Annotated in this window: 9 protein-coding genes; 2 read left to right on the forward strand and 7 right to left on the reverse strand. The window is 64.6% G+C overall.

Features of this window, described 5'->3' with window-relative positions:
- Together QGG75_12350 and QGG75_12355 are read right to left on the reverse strand one after the other, a co-directional pair.
- A partial coding sequence (locus tag QGG75_12350) for a hypothetical protein (protein ID MDP6068022.1) occupies positions 1-397 on the reverse strand: 397 nt, incomplete at its 3' end.
- Positions 398-740: 343 nt separating this feature from the next.
- On the reverse strand, positions 741-1019 hold the full coding sequence (locus tag QGG75_12355; GenBank protein ID MDP6068023.1) for a hypothetical protein: 279 nt from the start codon (positions 1017-1019) through the stop codon (positions 741-743).
- 123 nt (positions 1020-1142) lie between these two features.
- Between QGG75_12355 and QGG75_12360 the strand changes: the two genes are divergently transcribed.
- Positions 1143-1466 (forward strand): nucleotidyltransferase domain-containing protein, encoded by a 324-nt coding sequence (locus QGG75_12360; protein MDP6068024.1) that lies wholly within the window; start codon positions 1143-1145, stop codon positions 1464-1466.
- A complete protein-coding gene (locus QGG75_12365) occupies positions 1453-1590 on the forward strand; it encodes a hypothetical protein (protein MDP6068025.1) in 138 nt (45 codons plus the stop codon). Before QGG75_12360 ends, QGG75_12365 begins: the two co-directional genes overlap by 14 nt.
- 295 nt (positions 1591-1885) lie before the next feature.
- Here the strand turns inward: QGG75_12365 and QGG75_12370 are convergent, their stop codons facing one another.
- The 5 genes from QGG75_12370 to QGG75_12390 all read right to left on the reverse strand — a co-directional run.
- On the reverse strand, positions 1886-3175 hold the full coding sequence (locus QGG75_12370) for a TRAP transporter large permease (GenBank protein ID MDP6068026.1): 1290 nt from the start codon (positions 3173-3175) through the stop codon (positions 1886-1888).
- Positions 3172-3651 carry a TRAP transporter small permease subunit gene (locus QGG75_12375; GenBank protein ID MDP6068027.1) on the reverse strand — a complete coding sequence of 160 codons (480 nt, stop codon included), beginning with the start codon at positions 3649-3651 and terminating at the stop codon, positions 3172-3174. Before QGG75_12375 ends, QGG75_12370 begins: the two co-directional genes overlap by 4 nt.
- A gap of 133 nt (positions 3652-3784) precedes the next feature.
- Positions 3785-4774, reverse strand: coding sequence for a TRAP transporter substrate-binding protein (locus QGG75_12380; GenBank protein MDP6068028.1), 990 nt, complete (start codon positions 4772-4774; stop codon positions 3785-3787).
- Between the two features lie 43 nt (positions 4775-4817).
- Positions 4818-5618: an SDR family NAD(P)-dependent oxidoreductase gene (locus QGG75_12385; GenBank protein ID MDP6068029.1), complete on the reverse strand. Its 801-nt coding sequence runs from the start codon at positions 5616-5618 to the stop codon at positions 4818-4820.
- On the reverse strand, positions 5615-6136 hold a 522-nt coding region (locus tag QGG75_12390; protein MDP6068030.1), incomplete at its 5' end, for an SDR family oxidoreductase. The genes QGG75_12390 and QGG75_12385, both read right to left, overlap by 4 nt.

Consider the following 6136-nt stretch of genomic DNA (forward strand, 5'->3'; position numbering starts at 1 on the left):
AAGCCAACCCAATCCTAACATCCGGGCTGGACCAGTTTTCGGGGGGCAGGCCATCGTTCCCCGCACCGCCGTAGATTTCGTTATAGCCGCCATAGGCGGAAATGGTGTCATTGCCGCCACCGCCGTAGAGCCAGTTCGCCGCCATGAAACCGACAATCGTGTCGTCGGCGGCGCCGCCATATTTTTCGGGCAAGGGGGCATAACGCAGGGCTAAATCCACAGTCTGATATATGGCGGCCGCTCCATATTGATGGAATGCATCGCCGACCTGATGCACGAGGTCGTCTGACACACCCACGCCAAATTCGTATGTACTGCGCAAGTGACCGACTTGATCATCGAAGGTGGAGGCAACCCAATCAAATCCGGATTCCAACGCATCAATTGTGTCACCCATTATGACCTCCTGTGGAACTGTCTAAATTCGGTACGGCTCAATTCTACTTCTAATTCGCCGCAATTTCCGAGGATGACTATGCCCTGTCTTGAACGGAATGAGTTGTCGGAGATTTGTCCGAAAAAAAACTAGGTTAACCTATTGATATTATTACAAAAAAATCCTTCCAACGAATGAAACGCCAATTGTCGACAGCAAATCATATCGCCTGATGTCCGATTCCGATGCAATGGACAGCGCCCACCCGACGGCGTAGCGAATGTCTGCAGTTGGCTATTCGCGTCGCTTCGGCGAGCCGCCCGGAGCCAGCGCTTTGGTGGGATGAGCGGACCGAGGCTGACACTCAGCCGAAAAACAGCCCCGGCAGCCAGAGCGTCAGCGGCGGGAACAGCACCAGGGCCGCCAGCAGCAGCACCAGGGCGGCGATGACGGGCACCAGCTCGCGCACCTCGTGGTGCACCTGTGCCCCGGCCTGGGCCGCCGTCAGGTAGATCAGGAACCCCCCCGGCGGCGTGATCAGGCCCAAGAGCGTGGCCAGCACCAGCAGGGGATCGCCGGTGAGTGCGCCGACCCAGCCGGCCAGGGCGCCGGCCAGGCCCGCATTTGCGCCCGGACCATCCATCCGCTACCCTCCTCCGACGCACCCGTAGCTAGGGTGGATAGGGCACTGGCCTTCGAAGGCAGGGGCCAGGGGTTCTTGACCGGCCGGAGGCGTTGGATTTCCTGGGGTCGAGGCGAGGCGGAAATGGCGGCCACGGTTCAGGTTCCGGACGAACTCCTGCAACAGGTGGTCGAGGTATTCGAGCCTGAGAAAGTGATCCTGTTCGGGTCGCACGCGGACGGTGGCGGGACGGCAGACAGTGATTTCGATCTGCTGGTCGTCGTGGCCGACGACACGCCGCCGGAGCGTCTCGGACTGGAGGCCCGGCGAAGAGCGCGGCAGCGCTATCGCCGAGCCGCAGACATCATCCCCTGCAGGCAAACCATTTTCGAAGAAAAGGCCACTGTACCCGGCTCTTTCGCCCATACCATCGCCCGCCAGGGGGTGGTGGTCTATGAACGGAAATGAGGCCACCGCGCGGTCGGAGGCATCCGGCTGGTTCGAACGCGCCGACCACGATTTGCGGGCGGTGCGCCTGTGCCTGAATGCCGACGACTTCCTGCCCGACATCGCCGCCTACCATTGCCAGTAAGCAGGAGAAAAGCTGATCAAGGGGATTCTGGTCCTGGCCGGCGTTTCCTTCCGCAAAACCCATGACCTTGATGAACTGGCCGACCTCGCGGCAGCGGGCTTTCTGGCGTTGGCTGCCCAGCTGGATCCCGTAAGGCCCTTTACCGACTGGGCCGCGGTGTTCCGCTACCCGGGTATCGATCCCCTTGCCGCACCTTTGCCCCTACGAAACGAATTGGAAGAAGCTGTCCGTGCGCTGGAAGATCTCCAGAATGCGGCAAAAGGGCTTGAGCCACCGGCCTAGAGCAACGCTCGGATCAGCCGAAGAAAATCCCCGGCAGCCAAAGCGTCAGCGGCGGAAACAGAACCAGCGCCGCCAGTAGCAGCACGAGCGCCGTGATGAAGGGCACCAGCTCGCGTATCTCGTGGTGCACCTGGGCCCCGGCCTGGGCCGCCGTGAGGTAGATCAAGAACCCTACCGGCGGCGTGATCAGGCCGAGCAGCGTGGCCAGCACCGCGACGACGCCGAATTGGGTCATGTCGATGCCCACGGCCTGGGCCGTGGGGATCATCAGCGGCACCAGCACGACCAGGATGGTCACCGGCTCCAGCACCGTGCCGGCGACCAGCAGCGCGGCGGCGAAGATGGCCAGCACCAGCAGGGGATCGCCGGTAAGGTCGCCGACCCAGCCGGCCAGCGCCCGGGCCAGGCCCATGTTGCCGACGATCCAGATGAAAAGCCCGGCGACGGAGATGATGGCCAGCACCTTGGCGGCATCGGCCCCGGCCCGCATGAAGGACTGCCAGAGGCCGGCGAGGTCGAGTTCGCGGTAGACGATGGTGCTGACCACGACGGCATAGACCGTGGCCACGGCACCCACCTCGGTCACCGTCGCCACGCCGCCGACCAGGCCGATGACGACTATCAGCGGCATCGCCAGCGCCAGCAGCGAGGAGCCGGCGGCGCGCGTCAATTCGCGCCAGCCCGCCCAGGGGGCGGCCGGATAGCCCCGCCGGCGGCTGATCACGTAGGAGGCGACGAGCAGAAAAACCCCCATCAAGAGCCCCGGCACGATGCCGGCGACAAACAGCTTGCCGATCGAGGTCAAGGCAAAGAGCCCGAACACCACCAGCGGGATCGAGGGCGGAATGATGGGGCCGATGGTGGCCGAGGCGGCGGTCACGGCGGCGGCGTAGGCGGCCGGGTAGCCCTCGCGCTTCATGGCCGGGATCATCACCGAGCCGATGGCCGCGGCATCGGCCGCGGCCGAGCCCGAGACGCCGGCGAAAACCATGCTGGCCAGGATGTTGACGTGGCTCAGCCCGCCGCGCACATGGCCCACGCAAGCCCGGGCCAGGCGCATCAGGCGGGCGCTGATGCCGCCCGTGTTCATAACTTCGCCGACCAGAAAAAAGAAGACGATGGCGGCGAAGTTGTAGCTGTCGAGCCCCTGTACGAAACCCTGGCCGACGATGAAGGTGGGGACTTTCGGCCAAAAGGCGATGGTGTAGGCCGCCGCCGCGCCGCTCATGGCCAGGAACACCGGTATGCCGAGCCCCAGCCCCAGCAGGAGTGCGCCGAACAGCACCGCCAGTTCGGCGATCACGGCGCCGCCTCCCTTTTTTCCCAACCGCGCCAGAGATTGAGCGCCGCCGCCAGGGCCAACCCGACCCCGCCGGCCGTCACCGGGATGTACTTCAGCGAGGCGTCGATCTCGAGGCTGCCGAGGTCCATATCGGCGTACATCTCGAGGGTTTCCAGCGAGATGAAGGCGAGCGTGGCACCGGCCAGCAACGCCAGCACGTCGATGGCCAGGCGCAGGCGTTGCTCGGCGGCCGGCGCCAGCAGCGTCGGCAGCAGATCGACGGCAATGTGGCCGCGGCTGAGCCAGAGGTAAGTGATGCCCAGCCAGGCCAGCCAAATGAGGGCCATCACCGAGATCTCTTCGACCCACAGGATGGCTGCGGAAAAGCCGTAGCGCAGCACCACCTGCATGAAGGCCAGCGCCACCAGGAACAGCACCAGCGCCCCGATCAGGCGCTCGAGCAGCCAGGCAAACAGGGCGCGCAGGCGGTTTTCCATTGGATTCGGTTAGACCCTCCACCCCATCCCTCCCCCGGCCTTGTCTTTGTGCGGGAGGGGGTTCAGATCGTCAATATCGCCCCCTCCCCACAAAGCCAAAGCTTGGGGGAGGGATGGGGTGGGGGTGAAAAAACTACATCTTGTTGATCTTGTCATACATGCCCGGCGGCCAGCGTTTGCCGTCCCAGGCCTCGACGATGGGCCGGCCGGCGGCCTTGAAGGCGGCGATGTCGGGGGTGACGATCTCCATGCCCTTGGCCTTGGCCTCGGCGAACATCTTGACCACGTCGCCGGGGAAGGAAGCCCGGGCCTCGGCGTTGGACGCATTGGCGGCCGCCGTGACCCAGCCCTGCTGCTGGGCCGAGAGCGAGTTCCAGCGTTTGCCGCTCATCCACATACCGATGGCCGAATGGATGTAGTCGGTCTTCATGAAGTACTTCTGCACCTCGGTCAGGCCGGCCTGGACGACGGCATCGATACCGTTCTCCTGGCCGTCCACCAGACCGCTCTGCAGCGACGAATAGAGCTCCGAGCCCTTGACCGGCGTCGGGCTGGTGCCCCAGGCCTTGAAGATCTCGGTGATGGCCGGATTCAGCGGCGTGCGGATCTTCATGCCCTTCATGTCGGCCGGCGTCATGACTTTCGTCTTGCGCGTGGAAAGGGCCCGGGGCGGACGGTCGCCGTTGGGTCCGATGAAGTGGATATTCGTGGCCTTCTCGACCTTGGCGTTCATGCCGGCGAAAACGTCCGAATCCAAGAACCGGTGCAGGTGCGCCTGGTCCTTGAAGAGATACGGCATGGTGACGATGAAGAACAAGCGCGCGTCCTTCATGGCCAGAATGGCGCCGATGTCGATGGTGTGCATGTCCAGGCTGCCCTTCTTGAGCTGGGCCCAGAGCTGCACCAGGTTGCCGAGCGCGCCGCCCGGCACGATCTCGATATCCATGCTGCCGCCGGACATCTTGCGCAGGTGCTTGCCGAAGATCTCGGCGTTGATGTGGAACTGCGCCTTGGGTGGCGCCACGTGGGCGATCTTCAGCGTGACGTCGGCCGCCCAGCCGGCGCTGGTGGCAAAAACCAGGGCCGCGGCGGAAGCCGTGGCCAGGAAAAATCTTCTCAACATTTTTCTACCTCCCTCTGGAATGCGATAGATGAAAGCGTTTCACTCAACGCATGCGCACGCTGAGGCCGCCGTCGACCGCCAGCGTCACGCCATTGACGTATTTGGCCTCGTCCGAGGCCAGGAACACGGCCGCCGCGGCGATGTCCCAGGCTTCGCCCATGCGGCCCGTCGGCGAGGCCGCGTGGCGGGCCTTCTCCAGCTCTTCCATCGAGCCGTAATGCTGCACCATGTCTTCCGAGCCCCGCACCATGGGCGTGTCGATCAAGCCGGGCAGGATGGCGTTGGCACGAATCCCCTTGTCGGCGTACTCGATGGCCACGGCCCGGGTGAGGTGGTTGAGCGCCGCCTTGGAGGCGTAATAGGCACTGTAGGGGAACATGCCGACCCCCAGGCTGGCGATCGAGGAGATGTTGATGATGGCGCCCGAGCCCTGCTCGACCATGGCCGGCAGCACGTATTTGCAAGTGAGAAAGGCGCTGGTCAGGTTGACGTCCATGACCTTGTGCCATTCCTCGAGGGGCAATTCGACGGGGCCGCCGAAATTTCCGATGCCGACGTTGTTGTGCAGGATATCGATGCGGCCGTGGGCCTCCAACACGCCCTGCACGGCGGCCTCGACCTGATCGGGCCTCGTCACGTCGGCCGCCACGGGCAACGCGTCACCGCCTTCGCCGGCGATGATGTCGGCGGTTTCCTGGGCCGCTTCGAGGTTGATGTCGACTGCGACGATGCGGGCGCCTTCGCGGGCGAAACGTACCGCCGTGGCCTTGCCGTTGCCCCAGCCCGGGCCCGACGAGCCGGCCCCGAAGACCAGCGCCACCTTGTCCTGCAAACGTGGACTCATGATGTTTCTCCCTGTGCGCGATGGGCCATGTAGGCGGCATAGGGCGTGCCGTTGGAGACCAGCATGCCGCCGTCGACGTCGAAGCTGGCACCGGTGCACATGGCGGATTCGGGCCCGGCGAGAAAGACCACGCAGCGGGCCACATCCTCGGGCATCACCCACTGGCCCAGCGGCACCAGGCCGGCGGTATGGGCGCGTGCCGCCTCGTCGGTGATGCTCTCGACCATGGGCGTGAGTACGGGGCCGGGGCAGACGGCGTTGACGCGGATGCCGTACTGGGCCAGCTCGAAAGCGGCGTGGCGGGTGAGGCCCAGAAGCCCCGACTTGGCCGCCGTGTAGTTGACGCCGCCGTGGTAGGAGATGCGCTTGCCGGCGATCGAGGCGATGTTGACGATGGCACCGCCATTCGTTTTTAGCGCCGGAATGGCGGCCTGGGTGCAATGGAAGGGGCCGCCGAGGTTGATGTCGATGACGCGCTGCCAGTCCTCGATGGGCATCTGCTCGATGGTGTTGGTGGT

The sequence above is a fragment of the Alphaproteobacteria bacterium genome, from assembly GCA_030740435.1.
GTDB lineage: Bacteria > Pseudomonadota > Alphaproteobacteria > UBA2966 > UBA2966.